Source organism: Pseudorhizobium marinum, assembly GCF_000705355.1.
Taxonomy (GTDB): domain Bacteria; phylum Pseudomonadota; class Alphaproteobacteria; order Rhizobiales; family Rhizobiaceae; genus Neorhizobium; species Neorhizobium pelagicum.
The window spans coordinates 21624-43377 of sequence record NZ_JMQK01000011.1; the positions used below are offsets into that span (position 1 = coordinate 21624).

Below are 21754 nucleotides of genomic sequence, written 5' to 3' on the forward strand. Positions count from 1 at the left end.
GTCGGTGCCTTTACGGTGCGTCGTGCGTGGCAATAGGATAATAAGTCTGTGTTCGGAATTTGATGCCAGCGTTTTTTCGAGCCGAGGTGGCGCCATCGGCGCGACCAGCAGGGTGTCGGCGTGCATTGGCAAAGATCAGTGCCAAGCAGGCAGGCTAATGGCGCCAAGTTGAAGCGCATCCTATTCCAGAAGGGCTATCGTTACATTATCCCAATTCGCAGTCGGCATGTGATATGTTCCACCGCCGTTACAGTCGTTACTCCAAGTTACTGCAGCAGGGTTGCCTCGATCTCCGTCCAAAGACACTTGTGCGCCAGACGTTTGTCCCACGGTTTCGGCACTGCAATACAATGCTGCGCCGCGGTAGTTGCAATGCTGCGTCGCACACCCGCGAAATAAAAATTGATTTAAATCATTCAGTCTCGGGCGCGGCGGGGCGGCTGCCACGGCCGCAGAGGCCCTGCTGCTGCGGAAATGGGGCGAAGCAGAGATAAAAATACGGCAGCTCTGTGGCCCCGTCGGATTTGGCGCCGCAGGTCTGTCCCGCCCAGCAATGACCGTTCACCCCAAAGTGAAGCCCGGCTCCGTTTGGATACGCCTGTACCGCAATTTGCGCTGTCGGCCGCCGTCGCAGTCGCTGTGGCCGGCCATGTGTCCCGCTGCCTGGATTTTAACCGGCAAGATTACGAAGCTTTCACGAAGTTCATGTAACAAACCGCGCTGGCGAGCTTGTATGCTTGCGTCAAGCTCAATATGCTTTCCGATGATTGGAGAGGAGCCAGGACACCGACGACCCCAGTCTAAAATGAATCCGGGAGGACGGATGATGTATGCACCCCGCGTTTTTGTCAGCATGACCTGCGTCCTGCTTGTCTTTGCAGGGGCTGTCTTCTGGATGACGGGATCGGCGTTAACTGTCCTTGTCGCCACCATCGTGGCGGCGATCCTGATGCAAGTCGGCTATTTTTTGGGCGTGCTCTATCTTGTCCATCGCGAAAAGCTACAGCGGAACGCGCCCCACGGCGAGCAGGTCACGCCACTCGGCGACCGGCGCGGCAATGATCAGCTTCCAGCCGATGCTGCCGCGCATTGGAAGATCACTGATCACTAGCCGGATCGACCCATTCCATATCAGCGTCATGTTTGTATCTTCTAGTGCTGCCTGAGTGTCAGCAAGGAGAGCAATATGTCTGAGGAAATCGGCAACGCGGTCTGTGTGATCATCGCTGCCAGAAACGCCGCCGGCACGATCGCCATGGCCGTTGCCTCCGCGCTTGAGCAGCCGCAGGTCAGCGAGGTGGTGGTCGTCGACGATGCCTCCAGTGACGCGACTGCGGCTGCTGCCGACGCGGCCAACGATGGCAGCGGCCGGCTGCGCGTCGTCTCCTTTGACACCAACCGCGGTCCGGCTGCAGCGCGCAATCATGCGATCTCCATCTCAAGCGCGCCGCTGGTCGCCATTCTGGATGCCGACGACTTCTTTTTTCCCGGACGCTTCGCCGCCATGCTTGAGCAGCGCGACTGGGACTTCATCGCCGACAATATCGCCTTCATGCATCAGCCTGTCCAAAGCCAGCGGCCGCAGCTTTTCCAGCCGCGGGCGCGCCAGCTTTCGACGGTGGCGTTCATCGAGGGCAATATTTCCAGGCCGGGCATCCGGCGCGGCGAAATCGGTTTCCTGAAGCCGGTGATGCGCCGGGCGTTCCTTGCCCGTCATGACCTGCGCTACAACGAGGCGCTGCGGCTGGGAGAGGATTATGAGCTCTATCTGCGGGCCCTGATCAAGGGCGCGCGCTATACGGTCATCGAACACTGCGGCTATGGCGCCGTGGTGCGCGCCGACTCGCTGAGCGGCCAGCATCGCACCGAGGACCTGAAGCGCCTGTGTGCCGCCGATGGCGCCATCCGCACCGCCTCCCGGCTTGCCGCCCCTGTCGACCGCGCCCTTGGACGCCATCAACGCCACATCCGCAACCGCTACGAACTGCGTGCCTTTCTCGATACCAAGGCGCGCAACGGTGGCCTCTCGGCGATCCGGCATCTCATGGCCCGGCCGACGGCGCTGCCAGCCGTCGCCACCGGCATCTTGCGCGACAAGCTGCGGCGTTCCGACAAGGGCGAGGGCGATGCCGCGCCCCAGGCCGATTTTCGCTATCTCCTGACCGGCGTTCCGGTCGCTCAGAAATAATCCTTGCGCACCCCGTCAAGGACCGTGTGGAAGCGGTCCTTAAGCCGTTCGAGCGCGCCATCGGGGCTCAGCTGCGGCTCGGCGCGGCTCGCCTGCCACAGGGCGAGGATCGAGGGTGCCGCCAGGACCTGCTTGGCCATGGCGCGCAGGCCCGCCGGTGCCGGCTTCGACCGTGTCATGACCTCGTCGGTGGGAACGATGGTGGGGGGAACGATGGCCTGCCGGTCGAACTGCATGCCCCAGAAGCGGGCGCGCTTGGCAACCGCCTCGGCCCGTGTCGAGACCGGTACGAACCGCGGGTTGTAGCTGGCGCCGACGCTGCTGGCCCAGTCGCTCCACTTGAAGTCGTTGATCGATGTCGAGGTGGTGACCGCCACCCAGGGTACGCGAAAAGCGTCTGCAAGGATTGCCGCATGCATGGATTCGGCAATCACCAGTTCCGACTGGGCAATGGCGCTGATGACCGACTTGGCGTCTCCGCGCGGATCCAGATAGGTCATGCCGGCCGGTTCGCACACCGCCTGCCAGATCCCGAATTCGGCCGATTCCCAATGCGGGACAAAGGTCTTCCTGATGCGCTTTGGCAGATTCTTGAATTCCGTCATCTCGGTGATCATCACCGCCGGGTCAACGATCCCCCGCTCGGCCGGCAGGCCCAGACGCGCGGCGGTCTTGGGGCCGCGCACGCAACGCACATCCCATTCGTGGGCGTCGGAAATATCCGGCGGCACGCCATAGCCGTAGCCGCTGCCGAGCACCAGCTTGTGGACGCCGCGCGGCAGAAGCGTCGGGTTGAGGACGGTGCCGACGCCGACAAGCAGGGTGTCCGGGTGGACCTCGCGCAGTCCCGGCAGCAGGAAGTCCCAGAGCCAGAGATTGAGGTCGTCGCCGAAGTTGCCGTGATGGGATTCCCAGTGATATGGCTGCATGCTGCCCTCCAGGGGGGTGATGTTTCAGGAAGATGTGGCTCAGGCGCCGGCTTTGCCGAACTTGTCCGTCCCCAGTTTGACCAGCGTGCCCAAGAGAGCCGGATCGCGCCAGGCCCAGCGGGCCAGCAAGCCAAGCTCGGGCGCCTGACGCCGGCGAACCCGTCCCGCCTGGCTCCACAAGGCTTGCCGGCGGGCGGTGTTCTTATACGCGCTGATCGAGGCAACGTCGGCCGGCCGTTGCGCAAAGCGAGCCTCCAGCCGGTCGAGGGCGACCCAGGTGTTGAACTGCTGCCTGAGGAATTGCGGCGACTGATTGTCGATGCTGTGGAAGATGTTGACGCCCATGCCGCGCATGGCGCCGGCCTCGTCGCAAAGCAGGCTGCGGCGCGATTGCAGGATGCAATCGCAAAAGAACAGCACGTCTTCCGCCGCAAGCCTCAGCACCGGATCAAACCGTACCGTCTCAAACAGGTTGCGACCGATGACCATGCACGACAGGTGCAGGAAGCTCCAGTTTCTCAGCATGGCGCTGGCAAGGTCGGGGACCTCGAGGAGCAGAGGCGTTTGCGACAGTCTTGCCGCCCCGTCGGTCGCTTCCAGCCGCGACATGGAGAAATGGTAGTAGAACTCCTCGCTGGCCTGCATCGAGGCCCAGTAACAATCGCCTCCGAAGCCAGTCAGGCTTTGATAGGCGCGGTTGAGATGATCGGGCAGCCACAGGTCGTCGGAATCGAGAAACGCGACGAATTGCGTGGCGGCTGGAACGTGGTCGAGCCCGGTGTTGCGCGCCCCGCCTGGCCCGCCATTGTCCTGCTTGATGACCGTGATGCGCGCGCGCTCCTCAGGCTCCAGCTGCGCCAGTTCAAGATCGGCCGGGTGCGGCGAGGCGTCGTCGACGACGATGATATCGAAATCCGTATAGCTTTGCGCGAAGATCGAGCGCAAGGCGCGACACAAAATCCCCGCCTGTTTCTGATAAAAAGGGATTACAACTGTAAAGGTCGCCATTTTTTTGCCCCTGCTTGTCTCGAAGGAATGGAAGCCATCGACGTCGGCGACATCTTAAGCGGCATTACGATGGCCAGTGATCGTCAAAACGACCTCCAGCACCGGGACTTCATCTATGGCACCAATCCACGGCGTGAAGACCATCACAACCAATGTCGGTTGGAGCGTGCTGTCAAAGACCGCGACATTCGGGCTGAAGTTTGTCACCGTGCCGATTCTCGCCCGGCTTCTGACCCCCAGCGAATTTGGCACCGTCGCGGTGGCGCTGACGGTGGTGCAGTTTTTGACCATGATCGGCGGTGCCGGCCTGACGTCGGCGCTGATCATGCGGCCCGAGGAGGATGTCGACACCGTCCACACGGTGTTCTGGGCCAATCTGGGCATGGCGCTTGCCATGTCTGTCGCCCTCTACCTCACGGCCGCGCCGCTGGCGGTGCTGATGGGGGCGCCGCAAAGCGCCTATCTCCTGCAGATCATGGCTCTCCTGATCCCGATCCAGTTGTCGGGTGATGTCGCCTATTGCCTGCTTGCCAGGCGGATGAACTTCAGCAAGGACGCGATGTGGAGCACGATCTCGGAATCGCTGGCCGCCATCGTCGCGGTGCTGATGGCGTTTGCCGGCTTTGGGATCTGGGCGCTGGTCGCACAGCTGTTTGCCTCGGCGCTGATTCGCCTTGCCGGTCTCTACAGCGCCTCCGCCTATGTCCCGAGACTGGTGATGCGGCCGCGCAAGCTGACGCCGCTGCTGGCCTTCAGCTCCGGCGTCATGGGATCGGAAATCGCCAACTTCCTGACATTCCAGTCGCCGATGATCGTCATCGCCAGGCTGCTGGGGCTTGCCGATGCCGGCGCCTATTCGGTCGCCAACCGCTTCGCCAGCATTCCCAATCAGGTTGTCCTGACGGCCGTCATGGGCGTTCTGTTTCCCGCATTCAGTGTCATGGGCCAGGACCGAAAGCGCCGCTCGGACGCCTTGATGCTGAGCACCCAGGTCACGACCGTCATCCTGGCGCCGATGATGTTTGGCTTGTGGGCCGTCGCACAGCCTGCGATGCTGGTAATCTTCGGGTCCAACTGGGCCCACGCCTGGCCGGTGCTCGGCCTGCTGGCCCTTTCGAAAGCCATTGTCACCCCCTGCAGCACCTTCATCCCCTATCTGAAGGGAACCGGCCACGGCCATATCCTCTTCTGGTCGGCGGTCATTCGTGCGGTCGCGACCACGGCTGCCATCGCGCTTGCGTGTCTTTGGGGAACGCTTGTCGATGCGATGGTGGCGCTGTGCGTCGTCAACGCGCTGACCCTGCTTGGCTATTCCTGGGCCGTCTTCCGTATCGACGACATCCCGTTCCTGCGTGGCCTTCTGATCAGCAGCCGCTCGATGATCAACGCGCTGGTCATGGCCGTCACGGTGCGGCTTGCTCTCGCGGCGCTGTCTGCACATGTGGCCAATCCCTATATCGAGATCCTGGTTGGCGCGGCCGTGGGCGGGCTGGTCTATGGTCTTCTGCTGCTTGTCAGCGAGCGGACACTCCTGCGCAAGCTGGTCGGCTTGCTGCGCAACCGCAAGCAGGCATTGCCGGTCTGAACCGACAGACAGGGCGCGCCTGCGCCTTGTTTTTGCCAAGGTCTGCCCCGTTCCGATGTGGGCGCCGGCCAATGCCGCCTCCGATGCTGCCCGCCGCCGGAATTTCTTGGCGATGGTGCCAGGCGGCTGCGGCCGCTCTCGCGGGCCTGCAGAACCCTTGAACCGGCTGCGACCGGCAGGCAGAAGGGAGACCCTGGCGGACCTGCAGATGTCTTCGGACCGTCGGACCAAAGTCCGCGATTGACGTTTTTTGCTGCAGTGCCACATTTTCCTCTCATGGAACCGCGATGGTTTCCTCATGCGGACTGAAAGCTCTGCTCTGGTTGAAATGGCAGCGACGGGAGGCGCTGCCCAAATAGAGGTGACTCGTTTGACAGTCGATCAGACCCTGTCCTCCCGCATCAATCTGATGCGCATCTTGCTGATTGGCGGCATCGTCTTCGTGCATGTGCCCTATGATGCCCAGACCAGTCCCTTTTTTACAGGCGCCTTTGGCCTGTTTGACTGGCTGCGGGTTTTCCTCGGCGAAAGTCTCTTTCGCATCGGCGTGCCGTGCCTGAGCGCCATCTCCGGATATCTGCTCTTCCGTCGCGGCTATGCCAGTTTCGACTATGGCAAGACCCTGCGCACGAAAGCGACCACCGTGCTGACGCCGTTCCTGCTCTGGAACCTCGGCCTGCTGCTTGCGGTCCTGCTGATCCAAAGCGTTTCGCTCGGCATCGGCTATTTCCCCGACCTCTGGCAGGCCTCACCGCGCGAGCTCCTGAGCCAGGCGCTGGCGCTGGAAGGCTTTCCCATCAACCTGCCCCTGTATTTCCTGCGCGACCTGCTGGTCTGCATCCTGCTGTCGCCGATCCTGGCCTATCTCGTGCGGCGGGCTCCGGTGGCTACCTGCGTGGCGCTGTTCATTTTGGCGGTTCTGCCAGGGGTGACAATCGGCATCGTCTTGAAGAAGTCGATTCTCTTCAGCTTCACCTTCGGCATGGCGCTTGCCCTGCATGGCCGCGACACGCGCGCACTCGACCGCTACCGTCTTCTTGGCGCAACAGGCACACTGGCGCTTGCCGCGCTTTTGGCCATCGGCCTTTACAGCACCGGCCCGCAGTATCCTCTGTGGCTCGACCTGGCGCGCAACATACTGTCTATTCTCGGCGCGCTCGGCGTCTGGTTGTTGTCGGGGATGCTGATCGAAACCCGCCTCGGCCGCACGCTGGCGGGCACCGGAAGCTTGAGCTTCTGGATCTTCTGCGGCCACTATCCCCTGCTCGTCGGCCTGTGGATGGTGTGGAACCGGATGGCCGGCGACAGCAACTATCCGGTCTTTTATCTTGCCGCCATCACGGCAACCTTCGTCATTCTGTTTTTTACAAATCATATCATCGCGAGACTGGCGTCGGCGACCTATCGGGTCCTCACCGGAAGCCGCGCACGCGACCGTCGAGCCGCGGTCTTGCAAGCCGATCCCGGCAGCAAGGCGAACGAGACACCAGCCGGCGCAGCCTTGCGCCCCCAAAGAGGTGAAGCATGACTTCAACGAGATCCCGCGCACCGCATGGCACCCTTTCAAGCTCGCTGCTGCTTGTTTCCCTCCTCATCGCCCCGGGTGCGGCGACGGCGCAAGATGGCGCAACCGGTCGCTCCTTCGTGGAAGAATTTGACACGCTCGACAGGTCGTTCTGGTATGTCTCCGACGGCTGGAGCAATGGCGATCACCAGAACTGCACCTGGTCGAAGCAGCAGTTGACGCTCGACAATGGCACGCTGCAGCTTGAATTTGCCAAGGCACAGGCGGGCGACCGGGACTACGCCTGCGCCGAATTGCAAAGCCGGACGCGCTATGGCTATGGCACCTACGAGGTGCGCATGCGCGCCGCGTCCGGCTCCGGGCTCAACTCAGCCTTCTTCAGCTATATCGGACCGGTCGACAAGCAGCCGCACGACGAACTGGATTTCGAGGTCCTCGGCAAGAACAGCAGCCAGGTCCAGGTCAATCAATATGTCTCGGGCCGGGGCGGCAACGAGAAAATGGTGCCCGTGGCGGGTGGCGCGGACCAGGGCTTCCACGACTACGCCTTCATCTGGGAAAAGCAGCGGCTGCGCTACTTCGTCGACGGCAAGCTTGTGCACGAGGTCACCGACGCGACGAAGATCCCCTCCCATCCACAAAAGATCTTCGTCAGCCTCTGGGGATCGGACAACCTTGTCGGATGGCTGGGGCCGTTCTCCTATTCCGCTCCTGTCTCCATGGCCGTGGATCGCATCGCCTATACGGCACCGGGCGAAGACTGCCGTTTTCCCCAGTCGGTTCTGTGTGAGATCGAGTGACGTGCCCGATGGTTGCAGTTGCGCCCGTGCCGGTTGGTGAAAGAGTAGCCAAAGTGACATTGAACATACTTTATCTTGCCCACGACCTGTCCGATGCGGCGATCCGCCGGCGGGTGTTGATGCTCAAGCAGGGCGGCGCGCGCGTCACTGTTGCCGGATTTCAGCGCGCCGACAATCGTCTCGCCGACGATCCCGACGTCGTCACGATCAGGCTTGGCCAGACCAGCGACGGGCGCCTGTCGCAGCGGGCTGTGGCGGTCGCAAAGGCCGCCGCGACGCTGCGGACGCGGTTGACGGGGATTGCCGCTCCCGACGTCATCCTCGCCAGGAACCTGGAAATGCTTGTCGTTGCCAAGCGTGCCGCGCGGCTGTTTTCAAGCCGCCCCGCGGTGGTGTACGAATGCCTCGACATCCATCGACTGCTCCTGGACGATGGCCTCAAGGGGCGGGCGTTTCGCCGGGCTGAAGCCTATTTCGGCCGCGATGCCCAGTTGCTGATCACCAGCTCGCCGGCCTTCATCAACCACTATTTCGCCAGGCGATCGGGACTTGCCCTGCCCACCATGCTCCTGGAAAACAAGGTCCTGGAGCTTGATGACGCTCTGCCCCAGGCCCGTCCACGGCGCGCCCCACCGGCGCCGGGAGAGCCCTGGCGGATTGGCTGGTTCGGGGCGCTGCGGTGCCGCAAGTCGCTGGCAATCCTGATCGCCTTTGCGGCGCGCATGCAAGGCGACGTTGAGATCGTCCTGCGCGGCCGGCCGGCCCGGAGCGCGTTCGATGATTTCGACGGCCAGGTCGAAGCCGCACCGCATGTCGTCTATCACGGTCCCTACCGCAATCCGGAGGATCTGGCCGATATCTATGCCGAGGTCCACTTCGTCTGGGCGATCGACTTCTTCGAGGAGGGGCTCAATTCGCAGTGGCTGTTGCCCAATCGACTGTATGAAGGCGCGCTGCATGGGGCCGTCCCGATTGCCCTGGCGGAAACCGAAACGGGCCGCTTTCTCGACAACCTGGATCTCGGCCTGACGCTTGCCAGTGCCACGGATGATGCCTTGCAACGGCATTTTCAGGACATGGATGATGATCGCTACACGCAGCTCGTCACGGAGCTTTTCGCCACCGAACGAAGCCGGTGGACAACCGGGCCGCAGGAATGCCGCGCCCTGGTCGAGCGCCTGGCTGCAACAACGACGGCCATGCAGGCGCAACGGGCGTCGCCGGCCGTTTCCCCGGTTCGATCGTGAGGGCCGCCATGACAGATGATGCTTTCCAGGGGCGCGTGACGCTTGTGGTCATTCCCTGCCTCAACGAGGCGGAGACGATCGAACCCTTGCTGCGGGCGCTGGACGCCAACCGCGGCACCATGGCACTTCGCATCGTGGTTGCCGACGGCGGCAGCGCGGATGGCACCGACGACATCGCTGCGGGTCTTGCCGGTTCCATCCGCGAGCTTTTCGTGCTTCACAACCCCAAGCGGCTGCAGGCGGCGGCGATCAATCTCGCCGTTGCGCAGTTCGGCGACGACTGCGATTATCTCATCCGTATCGATGCGCACGGCAACTACCCGGCCGATTATTGCCAGGTGCTGCTGGAGGAGGCGCTCCGGCAGCAGGCAGACAGCGTCGTCACCGGGATGAAGACGGTCGGATTCGGCTTCTTCCAGAAGGCAACTGCCGTTGCCCAAAATTCCAAGCTCGGCAATGGCGGCTCCAAGCATCGTGACGGCGGTGGCGGTCAATGGGTGGACCACGGCCACCACGCGCTGATGCGCCTGTCGGCGTTTCGGGCCGTCGGTGGCTACGACGAGAGTTTCAGCCACAATGAGGATGCCGAGCTCGACCACCGGCTTCGTCAGGCAGGGTTCAGGATCTGGATGACCGGACGCACCTTCATGACCTATTTCCCGCGCAAGACACCGGCCTCCCTGTTTCGGCAGTACCTCGGCTACGGCAGGGGCCGGGCGCGCAACATGATGAAGCACCGCATGCTTCCAAAACTGCGTCAGGCACTGCCGCTGGCCGTCGTCCCCGTTGCATTCGGTGCGCTTTTCAGCTTTGTCCACTGGTCGGCCGCGCTTCCTGTTCTGGCCTGGGCGAGCCTTTGTCTGGCCTATGGCGTCTGGTTGGCGGTCGGCCAGAGAAATCCCTACGGGCCGGTCGCGGCCATCTCGGCGATGATCATGCACTTTGCCTGGTCAGCCGGTTTCTGGCTGGAGCTGCTGCGGCGCGGTCCGCGAAAGGTGCCTGCATGACGGCGGACGTGATCACCCCATCGACCTCGATCGACATCGGGATCTGCACCTTCCGGCGTGCCGAGCTCGAAGAGACCTTGTCGTCGCTGTTTGCCATGACGGTTCCCGCCCACTTGCGGGTGCGGCTGATCGTGGCCGACAACGATCACCGACCGACCGCAAAAGCCCTGGTCGACACGCTGTCGAGGATGTCCCCGTATCCGATCGCCTATGTCCATTGCCCGCAGGCCAATATTTCTCTGGCACGCAATGCCTGTCTCGACGCATGCCAGGCTGACTATCTGGCTTTCATCGACGACGACGAGCGCGCCACGACCACCTGGGTGGAGGCGCTCCATGAGCGGATGGCGGCAACACGGGCAGATGCGGTGCTGGGCCCGGTGGAGGCGCTCTACGATGGCAGCGCCCCCGACTGGATGCGCCGCGGCGATTTTCATTCCACCCGCCCGGTATGGGTCGCAGGCGATATCCGCACCGGCTACACCTGCAATGTCCTTCTCGACATGCGATCACCACATGTTGCCGGCCGCCGGTTCGATCTGGCGCTGGGCCAGAGCGGTGGTGAGGACACGCAGTTCTTTGCCGCGATGACGGGGGCGGGCGGCACCATCGCCTATGCCCCGGCCGCGCTTGTCACCGAAGCCGTCCCGGCTGGCCGCGCCAGTCTGGCCTGGCTGATCAAGCGCCGGTTCCGCTCCGGACAGACCCATGGCCGCATCGTCGCCGGTCGGGGCAGCGTTGCCGGCCGCCTGCGACAGGCCGGCCTTGCCCTGGCCAAGATCGGCTTTTGCAGCCTGGCCTGTGCCGGCTTCGTTGTCCTGCCTGTCCGGCGCAACCGCTATCTCCTGCGCGCGGCCCTACATGCGGGGGCCGTCAGCGGCATCCTTGGCGTGCGCGAGATCAGGCAATACGGCCTGGTGGAGGCATCATGACAACGCTCCAGAACCAACCGGACGTCAGCTTCGTCATCGCCGCCTACAATGCTGAGGAGACGATCGCGCGGGCGATCGAAAGCGCACTGGCCCAGGTCGGCGTGACGCTCGAGGTCGTCGTGGTCGACGATTGCTCGACCGATCACACGGTTGAGATTGTCAGGCAGATTGCCGACCCGCGCGTCACGGTGATCTGCCAGCCGTCCAACGGAGGCCCGGCGAGAGCCCGTAATCGCGGCATCGAGGCGGCAAGCGGCGCCTGGGTCGCGGTGCTGGATGCCGACGACGAAATATCGGCCCACAGGTCCGCCCGCATGATCGCGCGTGCCGATGCGCTGACAACGCCGCTTGTTGTCGACAACCTCGATGTCGTTGCGATGGACGGCGGCCGCAGCTGGCGCATGTTCACCGAGGATGAGCTTCGCGCCCGCGCCAGGCTCACGCTCGCCGACTACATCGGATCCAATGTCCTGTTCCGCAGCACCTTCAATTTCGGCTACATGAAGCCGATGTTCGCGCGTGACTTCCTGCAACGGCACGATCTCGCATTCGACGAGAGGCTGCGCATCGGCGAGGATTATCTGCTGGTCGCCTCGGCCCTGGCCAGTGGCGCAACCTGCGCGGTGGAGCCCTCGGCCGGCTACATCTACCATCTCAGACAGGGTTCCATCTCGCGCGTGCTTGACTTGCACCACGTGGACTCGATGCTGGCGGCGGACCGGGTCTTCCTGAACCGGTTCCACCTGTCGGATGAGGCCCTTGTCGCGCAACGCCGCCGCACGAGGAGCCTCCTGGAGGCCCGCGCCTTCCTGACGCTGGTGTCGCACATCAAGAACCGCTCTGCCGCCGGCGCGCTGAAGACGGCCATCGAGACCCCGCGGGCGCTCTGGCACCTGCGCATGCCGATCGTCAAGCGCCTGCGCCGGCTGATGCCGACTTCGACCCCTGTTTCGTAACCAGACACTCCGACGAAAGGACCTATCTTCATGCATGGCAAACCCGTTCGCAAAGCAGTCATTCCCGTCGCCGGCCATGGCACGCGCTTTTTGCCGGCCACCAAGGCAATGCCCAAGGAAATGTTGACCGTCGTCGACCGGCCGGTGGTGCAATACGCGGTGGATGAGGCCATTGAGGCAGGCATCGAAACCATCATTTTCGTCACAAGCCGCAACAAGAGCGCCATCGAAGACCACTTTGACACGGCGCCGGACCTGATGGCCACGCTCGCCCGGTCGGGAAAGACGGCGCAGATTGCCCAGCTTGAGAAGATGCAGCCGGTGGCCGGATCCGTCAGCTATACCCGCCAGCAGGTTCCGCTCGGGCTGGGTCATGCGGTTTGGTGCGCTCGCGAACTGGTTGGCGACGAGCCTTTTGCCCTGCTGCTCCCCGATATGGTGTCCTTTGGAGCGCAAGGCTGCATGGCCGGTCTGATGGACCTTTACCACGAGGTCGCAGGCAACGTCATCGCGGTGGAGGAATGCGCCCCGCACGAGACATCGAGCTACGGGATCGTTGGCATGGGCGCCACCGTCAGGAATGGCTTTGCAGTCACCGACATGGTCGAGAAACCCGACCCCGCCGTGGCGCCCTCATGCTACTATCTGAACGGGCGCTATATCCTGCAGCCGGATATCTTCGAGCTTCTGGCGTCGCAGGAACGCGGCGCCGGCAATGAGATCCAGCTCACCGACAGCATGCAGCGGCTTGCCGCCACGCAGCCGTTTCACGCTCATCCCTATGCGGGACGAACCTTCGATTGCGGCAGCAAACAGGGGTTCATCGAGGCCAATGTCGCCTTTGCGCTGCGGCGCTCGGACCTGGGGGCACCGTTGGCGAAGTCGCTTGCAGCGCTGCTCGACGACCACCGGAGCCGCGCCGAGATTGCCTAGCACCTGCCGACACCTGCGCCCGGCGACCGCCGGGTGCAGCCGCCAGACCATCAACGCGAAAGCCCTATGAGCATGGACCAACTTCAGTTCAGGACAAAACCGGTGCTCCACGAGCCGCAGACTGACGCCGACAGCTTCATCGATCTCGATCGGCTCTGGAGTGCGCTGGTCCGGCGCCTGGGCGTGATCATCGCCTGCGTTGGTCTGGCCATGCTGCTGGCAGGACTGTATCTCTTCGCAACGCAGCCGACCTACACGTCGATGACGCATATTCTGATCGACGACAGCCTGTCGCGTTTTGCAGAGGAGGAGGAGGGGCCGCAGAGTGCCCAGCAGATCGACAACCGGATGTCCAGTGCCGTCGAGATCCTCAAATCGAAGGCGCTGGCCCTGCGGGTCGTCGACGAGGCGCAGCTGGGGGACAATGAGCTGATCCTCAACCCGCCCCGCTCGCTTCTGGATCTTGCCAAGGGCGCAGTCAAAGGCACGGTCGCGCTGGTGCTGCCGGGTCGACCGCCCGTTTCGCAAGAGGCGATGCAGGCAGGGCGGCGCGAGAAGGCCGCTGCCATCCTGCAGCAGTCGCTTGGGGTGGAGCGGGTGGGGCGAAGTTCGGTGATTGCGATTTCCGTACGCTCTCCCGGTCCGCAGCTTTCTGCGACCATCGCCCGGACCTATGCCAGCAGCTATGTGGAAGAACAGCTGAACGCCAATTTTGACGCGACGGAGCGCGCTTCGGTGTGGCTTCAGGAACGGCTGACGGACCTCAACAGCCGCTCGCAGCAGGCGGCTCTCGCCGTGGAGCAATACAAGGTCGAGAACGGGCTGGTGTCGCCGCGCGGCGAGCTTCTTTCGGCGCAGCAGCTGGCCGATCTCAACAGCCAGCTGATCGTCGCCCAGGCCGATGCCGCCACGGCATCGGCGCGCTACCAGCAATACCGGGCAATCATCGAACAGGGCCCGGACGCGGCCGTCGGCAATGCCGTGGTGTCCTCGCGCGAGACCGACAATTCGATCCTGCAGGACCTGAGACAGCGCTATATCGCCATCAACGAGCGAGAGCAGGCGGTCGTGCAGCAGTTTGGCGCCGACCATCCGCAGGCCGTGGCCCTGAAGACGGAAAAGCAGGATCTGTCGCGCCAGATCTTCACCGAACTGGAGCAGCTCACCGGCAGCTTCCGCAACGAGATGGAGGTCGCAAGCTCACGCGAAAGCTCCTTGCGCGAAAGCATCCGGGAAGTCGCCGGCACCAATTCGCAAGCCAATGTCTCGATGGTGCAGCTGGCGGAGCTCGAGCAGAAAGCGGCGGCGCTGAAGACGCTCTACCAGTCGTACCTTGCCCGCTTCGAGCAGGCCTCGCAGCAACAATCGTTTCCGATCGCAAAGGCACGCGTGATCTCGGAGGCCGGTGTGCCGACGGCCCCTTCCAGTCCGCGCAAGACCCTGACGATGGCCTTGTCGATCGTCCTTGGCGCGATGGCAGGTGGCGCGCTGGCAACGCTTCTGGAGGTGCGCGAGCGGTTCTTCAGGACCGGCGAGGACGTTCAGGAAAAGATCGGCCTGCCGTTCCTCGGCTATCTCCCGCGCATCAGCGGCAACAGGACCGCAAGCGCCAGCGGATCGCAGCCGGAGAGCGCGCAGCCGATGCCGCACGGCGAGCCGATCGATTTCCGGCACATGATGAGGGTGGCGGTGGACTGGCCGCGCTCGGCCTTCGCCGAAACCTTGAGAAATGCGCGGCTGGCCAGCGACATCGTTCTTCAGGGGCGCCACTGCCGCGTGATCGGCATCGTCTCGTGCCTGCCTGGCGAGGGCAAATCCACCGTGGCGGCCAATTTTGCCGGTCTGCTGGCAGCCAGCGGCCAGCGCACGCTTGTCATCGACGCGGATCTGCGCAATCCCGGGCTCAGCAAGATGCTGGCAACGGAACCGGAGGTGGGCCTCGTGGAGGTTGCGCTGGGAGAGGTCGAATGGACCCAGGCCGTGCGGGTTGATCGCCGCTCGAAGCTGGCGATCATGCCGGTCGGCGCCCGGGGCAAGAGTCTGGCCCACGCCAGCGAGCTGTTGTCCTCGGCGGGAATGACGCGTTTCCTCGACAGCGTGCGTGATACATTCGATGTCATCGTCGTCGATCTGGCGCCACTGGTGCCCGTCGTCGACGCCAAGGCGTTCGAGCCGCACGTCGATGGCTTCCTGTTTGTCGCCCAGTGGGGCGTGACGCCGGCCAAGACGGTCCAGAATGTGCTGGCCGCGCAGCCGCAGATTGCCGCAAAGGTCATGGGTGTGCTGCTCAACAACACCGACATGTCACAGCTTCATCGGTTTGCCGATCCAGGCAGCCCGGAGCGGTTTCGCGAACAGTATCTCAACTACTATCAGGGATAGCGGGGGGAGAGGGGTGCCGCCGGTAACGCGGCGGCCAGGGCGAGTGCCGCAGGATCAAACCGCTGGCGGGTGATGTCTTTGTGGTGGGGAACAACGCCAGCCCCGGCTGGCGTTCGACGTGGCCGGCGCAGCGCGGGACAACCATCGAAGGCGCTAGGAAAAGCAGCGCTCAGACCCTGCAGCATGGACATAAGCCTACGCTTAATGGAGGCGTTGACGCTGTTGCAGGTCTTGGTCACCTTGCCTGTCTGGAGGTGGCCATGACGTCCGCAATTGATGGTCTTTTGTGTTGTCCCGATTGTCGTTCGGATCAGGTCTCGCTGCAGCGATGTGACGCCTGCGGGCGCCTGTTTGAACGGGAAGACCAGCGTCCCAAGCTGATGCCGAGCGGCGGCGGCAGCGTCCGCTTCGAATGGCCGGCGTCAGCCTTCAGTCCCGCCATCATCCCGGATGCCGAGATCCTGCAGTTTCCGCCAAACCACGGCCAGGCAAAAGGGGCAACTTATCATCTCGACGCGGCGCATGCGGCATGCCTTAGTCGCCTGCCGAAGGGACAGCGGGTCCTCGAAGTCGGCTGCGGTGGCGGCCAGATGCGCACCTTCATGCGTGATCGCGGCCTGTCCTACGTCGGGGTGGATGTTGCGGTCGACCGGGTTCACGACTGGCTGCGATCCCACGGCGGGCCCGATCTTCTGTGCGACGCCCATGTGCTTCCGTTCCGCGACGAGGCCTTCGACGTGGTCTATGCCTCCGCTGTCTGGGAACATCTCGCCTTCCCGCAACTGGCAGCCAGAGAGGCGGCTCGCGTCCTTAAACCGGGCGGCTTCTGTCTCGGCTCGGCCTCGTTCCTGGAACCGTGGCACGATGCAAGCTACTATCACATGACACCCTACGGCGTGTTCATGACATTGAAGCTTGCCGGTCTTGAGCCGGTGAACATCTGGCCGGAGGCGAGGTGGTCGGGCTTTCGTGCCATGCTTGAGATGGGCAACAAGGCAACGCGGCCTTTGCGCGGCCTGTCGGCGCTGATCTACGGCTGGTACCTGGCGCCCAAAGTGGCTCAAGCCTGGCTGCGCAACAAACGCAGACCGACGACGGATGAACTGCTGCAGCCTATCGCACAGATGTCGGGCGCGATCGCGTGGATCGCACGAAAACCCTGATCGTCCCCGCAAAGGACGCCGGCAGCCGGCCGGGTCGACCGCGGGCAAAAGCGGCCAGCCAGGGCAGGTCAGATCCCGCGACCAAGCACCCGCATCGGCGCCGCTGACGCAAGTGCCGCGACTTCGGGCGGGCCGCTGTTGATCTCAGGCTGACCCTTTATCGCCATGCCGGATGCCGGGCTGCGTGCCTGAGCCCGTGCCATGGCGACAGCAGCCACGCTCAGTCCGCTCAGCGCCCAGTAGATGTGCGGGATGATCGAGACGCTGCTGGTCGTGCCGATGGTAAACAGAATTCCCAGCATCAGGCCGAGCAGAGCGTGGTAGGGCGTTTTCGCCTGGGTGTTTACCAGCGTCAGGCGGGCAAGCGACGCGACAATGGCAACAAAGAAAACCACGAACAGGCTAAGGCTGAGGAGCCCGTATTCCAGCGCGATCTGGATGTAGCTGTTGACGATGTCGATGATCCCCTGACCCTGGATCAATACCTGCAATTCCGGCGCGCTCAGGAAGTCCATCGAGCCGAACCAGGGATTGCGGCCAATCACCGTCCACGAACTTTCCAGCAGCTGCGAGCGATAGGCTTCGCTGCCTTCGTCGGCATGTCCGATGAAGGGAAGCAGGTTGATGAACCGGTCGATCGTCGCCATAGGCCCAAGATAGGGCATCAAAGCCGCCGTCGGTACAGCCATCAGGCTGAGCGCCAGAGCAAGCCGCGGTCTGGCAAGAAGCACGATCACGACGCAAAGCGCAAATCCGAGCCATGGTCCTCTCGACAGGCTGGCAAACAGCCCACCGACAAGCATCACCATGGCCAGCCACCACCAGATCAAGCCGACCCTGCCCGATCGTATCGCCAACAGGGCAGCGGCACCGACCATACACAGAAAGCCGAAGGCAATCGGTTCGATGGCTGTGGCCGCCGCGCGCAGGGATCCGTCGCGAAACACATAGGGGCTGATCAGGGTCAGGTCCCACCGCAAGATCACCACGAAGTAGATGCGCCAGTCGCGCAGATATTCGAAGATGCCCACGAGCGCCAGGGGCAAGGCCGCCACGACAAAGGCCATCAGGCAGCGATCCAGGTCATCCGACGTGCGAACGGCGCGACTGAAGACGAAATAGGAGAGCACGATGTCGAGCCAGTAGCCGGGGATGACCCTGAAGATCGAATTGAAGTCGCCGTGACGGAAGGCGAGGAGGGACAGCATGGCGCAGAATGCCACGACCGATATGTCGAGCTTTCGCAATCGCCGCATCTCCGGCTGGGCCCATAGCGTCACGGCCATCGGCAGCAGGATCAACAGTGCCAGGACGCGGGGAGGGTTGAGGTCGATGAGCCTGTTGAACAGCCCGGGGATGCCCACGCCCACCCCAAGACAGGGCGCCGTGAACATCAAGATGATGTAGAGGTGCAGCGGCTGGCACAGCTTCTTGCGCAAGAAGACGATCAGCAGGGCCAGCAATGCCACAAACATCAGGAAGCTTGTGCTCAGGAAGGTCAGGCCGGTCGCGGCGATCCACGCGTTTCGCCACAGCGAAAACTCCCTGGCCCCGACAAGCGGGACTGCCAGCCGCGCTGCCACGAAGAAGGCCGGTATCGCCAGGATCAGAACGTAGGCCAGTGCTCTGATGTGCTCGGGCATTCAACGCACCGCCTCTGGTCCGGCATGGCGGCCTGCGGCCCTCTTTGCGCCTGTCTCGATGTCGGCTGATGTCAACACGATCGCTTCCCCCGTCCCGCCTGTGCCAGATCCCCTGTTGTCCATCCGTCCCTCAAGGGAAGGGAAGTGCGGTCCATTGTGAATCGGGCCAGACGAAGGGATTACCCTCCCGCTCCGGGTCGGTGCGCGAGAAATAGCCCTTGCAGCGGCCGATCTCTTCATAGGACTGGGTGTAGCTCCAGTAGCTCTCGCACACGGAATCGACCAGGATCCGGCGGCACTCGGCCATCTGCGGGCGCCGGCTCTCCTGAAAACGCTGGACGACCTGCCAGGCCAGTGTCTGGAGCTCTGCGGCCAGGTCCGGCGCGACGGAACCGGGTGCCGCAGCCCCTTGCGGGGACTGGCCGTAGATTGCGGCATAATGCACCGCCGCCAGGAAGTAGATTCCAGGATCTGTCAAATGGACGTCGTCGCGAAAGATGGCATCGACGACCTGCACCGGACTGCCGGCCAGGTCGGCGACCTGCCCGGAAAGCCCCCGCTGAACCAGCGTGGCAAGGGCGGAGCCTGCGGGAATGACGCTCAGGCCGGCCGGGCGATTTTCCGCTTCCAGCGAGAGGTTTGCCTTCTCGGCGGCGCACTCCCAGATACGGCTGATCTCCATCTCGCGCGCTACGAAGCGTCCGGGATCCTGCCTGTCAATGCCAAGCCAGGCGTGAACGTAGAGGGTTCGGCCGGATGGATTGACCGCCGTCAGCCGGTCGTGGAAATGCCGCAGATAGCCAATCCCGTTTTCCCAGATGATCGAGCCCAGCAAGCCATGGTTTTCGGCCACGACGAGGGTGTCATAGGGCCGACCTGTCCCGGCGCTGCGGCCTTGACCAAGTTCGTCGATCACGTCCATGCCTTCACCGACGCGGTTCTTTCCGTAGCGGTAGCCCTTCCATCCTGTCGGTCCCTCGCCGCGGGTGCGCAGCCTCAGCGGTGATCCGAGGATCATCTGCTGCTCCCAGCTGATGCGCTTGCCGAGGCTGGTGGCAATCAGCTCCACCCAGTCGGGCAACGGATTGTCGATGAGGCTGTGACCGGAAAAGAAGACCTGCGCCGCCTCCCTGCGGGGGGGCGCTTGCCCGTCGCCTGCCTGGCCTGCGGTTGGCGAGGACGCCACTGCGGCAAGTAGCACGAGGGCGGCAACGAAGCGGCAGGGCCATTGCGAGCGGCAATTGCCCGATCTTATCGCGGTGATCATTCTGCTGTGAAGACGAGACATTGTCGCTCCGGGCTTGCTCGGGACCGATGGGCAAAACGGTGCCATGACGCAGGATACAAACTCCGTCGCCGCGTATCACCCTGACCGAAAGGCGTAGAGGCTCGGTCCGTCGTCGCCCTGGCCTGCGCTTTCCCATGCACTTGGCGGTGCCAGGGCGCCCCCGAAAGGATGTATCGGCGCAAAACGCATCGTCGGCCTAGGATGGCGCAAACCCCCCGTGTGCGGGCGATGATGTGGCGAGTGCGCATCGTCATCGCAGCTGCAACCGTCATCCGGAGCTTGAGAACGCATGGAGACTGGGATCATTCGCCGCCACCCCCTGTTTGGACTGCTGGTTGTCCTGGTGCTGGCGGGCGTTACGCTGCGCATCGTCAACGTCCTCATGGAACCCCGTCTGTGGGCAGACGAGATCTTTTCCGTCGCCCTTGCGGAGAGCCCGCTGGTCGACATTCTCCTGGCCACGCTGCGCTTCGACACGCACCCACCCCTGTACTATCTGCAACTGCATGGTTGGGCGGCCATCGCCGACAGCGACCGGTGGTTCATCCTCAATTCGACGCTGCAGAGCATCGCCGCGATCGCCGTGCTTTTCCTTGCATGCCGGAAGATCTTCGGGTTTGCCCCGGCAATCTGGGCCGCTGCAATTTTTGCCCTCATGCCGTTGCAATTGTTCTTCGCCGAGAACGTGCGCATGTACGCCATGGTGATGATCCTGGAGATCAGCCTCTGGTATGTTCTTCAAAGGATCGAGCAGAGCGGGCGCGCATCCATGCCCTTCCTGTGGGCAGCTCTCGGTCTCGGGCTCGCTCTGACGCTGACCCACGGGCTTGGCTTCTTCGTCGCATTCTTTCTGTTTCTGGCCACGATCTTGCGGATGATGAAGCTTGCCGGGCGACGCGAGGTCATCCGGCTGGTCGTGGTCTATGGCGTGGTTGCTTTGGGCGCAGTCTATCCGCTGGCCATTGGCGCTCTTCGTCAGACCGAGGGGCTGGCCAGCTTAGATCTGCCCACCATCGGCATTCATCTCACCCTCACGCTTCTGGGAATGGAGTTCCCATGGCCGACCCTGGCCGGCTTCTTGATCCTGCCACTGATGCTGCTGTTGCCGATGACGCAGCCGGTCAGCCGGTGGACGGTGGGCCTGCTGGTCTTGCTGCCATTGTGCGTCCTGCTGTTCATCTCGGTGGCGTTCAAGCCGGTTTTCATCTACCGGACGCTTGGTCTGTTTCTTCCCTTTGTCGCCATTTCCCTGGGGCTTTATGCCGACGCGGTGTTTCGCGCCAGAATGCCGTTGCGGCAATCGGCGGCCATGGCTGTCACGATGCTGTTGCTCGTCGCCAGCATCAACTACACCCTTCGGTTCGAAAAGGCCGGATATCGCGATCTGATCGGAACCTGGGAGGCACGTTCTGCGGCGGACTCCATCATGTTGACCAATGGTCCGTCGGAATTCTGGGCGGTCTTGAGGTACTTGGAAGATGGACGTGGCAGATCCAGCGCATTGGCCATCCAGCCCCCCGTTCGCAGCCACATGCTTGCCCTCAAGCAGAGGCTGGAAGCCGCAGGTCGAGGTGGCCTGTTTGGAAGGAGCGATCACGCAGCCGTGGGAATGCGGCTCGTCTACCCCTATGTGCCAGCCCAGATCGTCGCGTCGGGACAGAGCTTCTGGCTTCTCAATCCTCTCGCTGACGATTGTCGGGTGCTGGCCCTTCCGGACGCCGAGTTTCGCAAGGTCGAGGCATTTTCGTCCAGGGGCCAGCACCTGATCCGATGCCAGAGATCTCCCGCGTCCCTTCGACCGCCGTCACCAGAGACGCACGGCAGTGGCTAGGGTGCGTGCCGCCGCAAGCCTTTGCCCGCTCAGAGGAAGGGCCGGTGGAAAGAGCGGCGCGTCATCGGCCCCGCGAAGGTCACCAGTGGTGGGACGACACTCCGCCGAGGCGGCATTTGCCTGTGCTGCAGCAGGGATCTGGTCGTCTCGTCAGGGCCCTGGCGCGGAAGATCGGGACATTGAGGGGCGAAGCTGCGGTTGCAAAGCCTGTCGCGATCATCGTGCGGCGGCTGCCTCTTTCGACCGGGGTCTCGCGCAGCATAGTCCGAAAGGAGGTCTCCCGGTCCCTGCACGGCACCGTCCGCATGCTACTCTGAGGACTGGCTTCGTGCTACAA

At 63.3% G+C, this 21754-nt stretch carries 17 protein-coding genes; 13 read left to right on the forward strand and 4 right to left on the reverse strand.

The window, feature by feature from the left end; all coding sequences use genetic code 11:
- The first annotated feature begins 823 nt into the window (after positions 1–823).
- Positions 824–1111: an exopolysaccharide production repressor protein gene (locus EO99_RS27825; RefSeq protein WP_162179310.1), complete on the forward strand. Its 288-nt coding sequence runs from the start codon at positions 824–826 to the stop codon at positions 1109–1111.
- 75 nt (positions 1112–1186) lie between these two features.
- A complete protein-coding gene (locus EO99_RS0114380) occupies positions 1187–2188 on the forward strand; it encodes a glycosyltransferase family 2 protein (protein ID WP_029619327.1) in 1002 nt (333 codons plus the stop codon).
- Here EO99_RS0114380 and EO99_RS0114385 read toward each other — a convergent pair.
- Positions 2179–3117 carry a polysaccharide pyruvyl transferase family protein gene (locus EO99_RS0114385; protein WP_029619328.1) on the reverse strand — a complete coding sequence of 313 codons (939 nt, stop codon included), beginning with the start codon at positions 3115–3117 and terminating at the stop codon, positions 2179–2181. The two genes, EO99_RS0114380 and EO99_RS0114385, sit on opposite strands and share 10 nt — an antisense overlap.
- Positions 3118–3156: 39 nt before the next feature.
- Positions 3157–4125 carry a glycosyltransferase family 2 protein gene (locus tag EO99_RS0114390; RefSeq protein WP_029619329.1) on the reverse strand — a complete coding sequence of 323 codons (969 nt, stop codon included), beginning with the start codon at positions 4123–4125 and terminating at the stop codon, positions 3157–3159.
- Positions 4126–4240: 115 nt separating this feature from the next.
- On the opposite strand from EO99_RS0114390, the gene EO99_RS0114395 reads away from it, so the two are divergent.
- The 10 genes from EO99_RS0114395 to EO99_RS26310 all read left to right on the forward strand — a co-directional run bounded on the left by EO99_RS0114395 (position 4241) and on the right by EO99_RS26310 (position 16655).
- Positions 4241–5710, forward strand: a complete 1470-nt coding sequence (locus EO99_RS0114395) for a lipopolysaccharide biosynthesis protein (protein WP_029619330.1) — start codon at positions 4241–4243, stop codon at positions 5708–5710.
- 370 nt (positions 5711–6080) lie between these two features.
- On the forward strand, positions 6081–7238 hold the full coding sequence (locus EO99_RS0114400) for an acyltransferase family protein (RefSeq protein ID WP_081852065.1): 1158 nt from the start codon (positions 6081–6083) through the stop codon (positions 7236–7238).
- Positions 7235–8035, forward strand: coding sequence for an endo-1,3-1,4-beta-glycanase ExoK (exoK, locus tag EO99_RS0114405; RefSeq protein WP_029619332.1), 801 nt, complete (start codon positions 7235–7237; stop codon positions 8033–8035). The genes EO99_RS0114400 and exoK overlap by 4 nt, the downstream gene beginning before the upstream one ends.
- Before the next feature lie 53 nt (positions 8036–8088).
- On the forward strand, positions 8089–9282 hold the full coding sequence (locus EO99_RS27830; protein WP_029619333.1) for a glycosyltransferase family protein: 1194 nt from the start codon (positions 8089–8091) through the stop codon (positions 9280–9282).
- A gap of 8 nt (positions 9283–9290) precedes the next feature.
- Positions 9291–10289 carry a glycosyltransferase family 2 protein gene (locus EO99_RS27835; RefSeq protein WP_029619334.1) on the forward strand — a complete coding sequence of 333 codons (999 nt, stop codon included), beginning with the start codon at positions 9291–9293 and terminating at the stop codon, positions 10287–10289.
- Complete coding sequence (locus EO99_RS0114420; protein ID WP_029619335.1) at positions 10286–11221, forward strand: glycosyltransferase family 2 protein; 936 nt, start codon at positions 10286–10288, stop codon at positions 11219–11221. Before EO99_RS27835 ends, EO99_RS0114420 begins: the two co-directional genes overlap by 4 nt.
- Complete coding sequence (locus EO99_RS0114425; protein WP_029619336.1) at positions 11218–12177, forward strand: glycosyltransferase family 2 protein; 960 nt, start codon at positions 11218–11220, stop codon at positions 12175–12177. Before EO99_RS0114420 ends, EO99_RS0114425 begins: the two co-directional genes overlap by 4 nt.
- Before the next feature lie 30 nt (positions 12178–12207).
- A complete protein-coding gene (locus tag EO99_RS0114430; RefSeq protein ID WP_029619337.1) occupies positions 12208–13110 on the forward strand; it encodes a UTP--glucose-1-phosphate uridylyltransferase in 903 nt (300 codons plus the stop codon).
- A gap of 72 nt (positions 13111–13182) precedes the next feature.
- The gene (locus tag EO99_RS0114435; RefSeq protein ID WP_029619338.1) at positions 13183–15492 is read left to right on the forward strand and encodes a polysaccharide biosynthesis tyrosine autokinase; all 2310 of its coding nucleotides are present in this window, start codon (positions 13183–13185) and stop codon (positions 15490–15492) included.
- A gap of 260 nt (positions 15493–15752) precedes the next feature.
- Positions 15753–16655: a class I SAM-dependent methyltransferase gene (locus EO99_RS26310; RefSeq protein ID WP_081852066.1), complete on the forward strand. Its 903-nt coding sequence runs from the start codon at positions 15753–15755 to the stop codon at positions 16653–16655.
- Positions 16656–16723: 68 nt separating this feature from the next.
- Here EO99_RS26310 and EO99_RS0114445 read toward each other — a convergent pair whose 3' ends face one another.
- Entirely contained in the window at positions 16724–18298 is a 1575-nt protein-coding gene (locus EO99_RS0114445; RefSeq protein ID WP_029619340.1) for an O-antigen ligase family protein, read from the reverse strand.
- Positions 18299–18428: 130 nt separating this feature from the next.
- Positions 18429–19586, reverse strand: coding sequence for a hypothetical protein (locus EO99_RS0114450; RefSeq protein WP_156034806.1), 1158 nt, complete (start codon positions 19584–19586; stop codon positions 18429–18431).
- A 289-nt stretch (positions 19587–19875) separates the two neighbouring features.
- On the opposite strand from EO99_RS0114450, the gene EO99_RS0114455 reads away from it, so the two are divergent.
- Positions 19876–21417, forward strand: a complete 1542-nt coding sequence (locus tag EO99_RS0114455; RefSeq protein WP_029619342.1) for a glycosyltransferase family 39 protein — start codon at positions 19876–19878, stop codon at positions 21415–21417.
- Positions 21418–21754: the final 337 nt, after the last annotated feature.